This is a genomic window from Acidovorax sp. KPB24-07 (assembly GCF_057543315.1).
In genome coordinates this window covers 1-933 of the sequence record NZ_BAAJYS010000781.1, presented here as the reverse complement: position 1 = coordinate 933, position 933 = coordinate 1, and the positions used below count along the sequence as shown (strand labels likewise).

At 67.4% G+C, this 933-nt stretch carries 2 protein-coding genes; both read left to right on the top strand.

Annotation, left to right across the window (positions count from 1 at the left end; all coding sequences use genetic code 11):
- On the top strand, positions 1-163 hold a 163-nt coding region (locus AC27IQ_RS25755), incomplete at its 5' end, for a TetR-like C-terminal domain-containing protein (RefSeq protein WP_487091335.1).
- A gap of 138 nt (positions 164-301) precedes the next feature.
- Positions 302-933 (top strand): radical SAM protein (locus tag AC27IQ_RS25750; RefSeq protein ID WP_487091334.1); only part of this gene is annotated, 632 nt, incomplete at its 3' end.

The window sequence follows — 933 nt, the reverse complement described above, 5'->3', positions numbered from 1 at the left end:
CGTGCTGCCCGCCGAGCGGCGGCCCGGGGCGGAGTTCCTGGCCTGGTCGGCGGTGCACGGCCTGGCCCTGCTGGTGATCGACGGCCCCCTGGGCCGCGCGGTGGGGCCGCAGATGGACCAGATGGCCCAGCGGCTCCTGGACATGGTGGAAAAAGGCCTGTGATCGGCAGGCCTTTCCAGCCTACAGGGATCATGGCCCCATCGGCCTCCAGCGCATATGTTGCTAGGGCATCGTGCTACATTTTTAGTAGCACAGCAGATTTTCATTGCGGCCCGCCGCACATCACTGTAAATTCATACAGTGATTCTCGACGCCAAACTCGCCATCCTCGCCGACGCCGCCAAGTACGACGCCTCGTGCGCCTCCAGCGGCGCGGCGCCACGCAACTCCGTGGGCGGGCGCGGCATCGGCTCCACTGAGGGCTCGGGCATCTGCCACAGCTACGCGCCGGACGGGCGCTGCATCTCGCTGCTCAAGATCCTGCTCACCAACTTCTGCCTGTACGACTGCCTGTACTGCGTGAACCGCGTGAGCAGCAACGTGCAGCGCGCGCGGTTCACGGTGCAGGAGGTGGTGGACCTCACGCTCGACTTCTACCGGCGCAACTGCATCGAGGGGCTGTTCCTGTCCAGCGGCATCATCCAGAGCCCCGACTACACCATGGAGCTGGTGGTGGAGGTGGCCCGCGTGCTGCGCGAGGAGCACGACTTTCGCGGCTACATCCACCTCAAGACCATTCCCGATGCCTCGCCCGAGCTGATGCAGCGCGCCGGCCGCTACGCCGACCGCCTGAGCATCAACGTGGAGCTGCCCACAACGCAGGGCCTGGCGGCGCTGGCGCCCGAGAAGGACGGCGCCGCCATCCGCCGCTCGATGGCGCGCATGGCCGGACACATCGCCGATGCCCGGCAGGCCCGGCGCGAGCAGCAAAG